Genomic DNA, 408 nt, shown 5'->3' with positions numbered 1-408 from the left:
TTTTTGGTTACTTTTTGTTTCAAGACAAAAAGTGACACAAGAAATAAACGCGAATCAATTAATCACAAGGATTGTAGAAAAAAACAATAAGATTTTCCCAACCATTTCGGTATTTGAAATTCTATATCAAATGAGATTCGTGACTGAAATACAGAACAAACCTCCTTCTTTACCATGGGCTGCGGTGCATCAAGATTATAGTGAGTACAAATATCAGAGCAGCACCTTGCCCACGGCTACCCAAATTTCGCTCCGCCGCGGCGGACTATTTTTTTTAATTAAAGGTCCAAACAAAGGAATTCCAGAATCCTTTTCTTAAGAAAAAGTCCTCCTATGAAACCACAGCGGGGAGCAGGAAATTTTACCGGGCCGGCGTGGCACCGTGTGGGGGAGGATTAAAATTTCTTG

Annotated in this window: 1 protein-coding gene; it reads left to right on the top strand. The window is 40.2% G+C overall.

The window, feature by feature from the left end; genetic code table 11:
• Positions 1-319, top strand: a 319-nt coding sequence (locus NU887_RS21135; RefSeq protein WP_258425361.1) for a hypothetical protein, incomplete at its 5' end; no start/stop codon positions are given.
• Between the last annotated feature and the right edge of the window lie 89 nt (positions 320-408).

The sequence above is a fragment of the Aquiflexum gelatinilyticum genome (assembly GCF_024741135.1).
In the GTDB taxonomy this organism is placed as follows: domain Bacteria; phylum Bacteroidota; class Bacteroidia; order Cytophagales; family Cyclobacteriaceae; genus Cognataquiflexum; species Cognataquiflexum gelatinilyticum.
The sequence above is the reverse complement of the archived record's forward strand: the minus strand, read 5'-3'. Positions and strand labels throughout refer to the sequence as shown.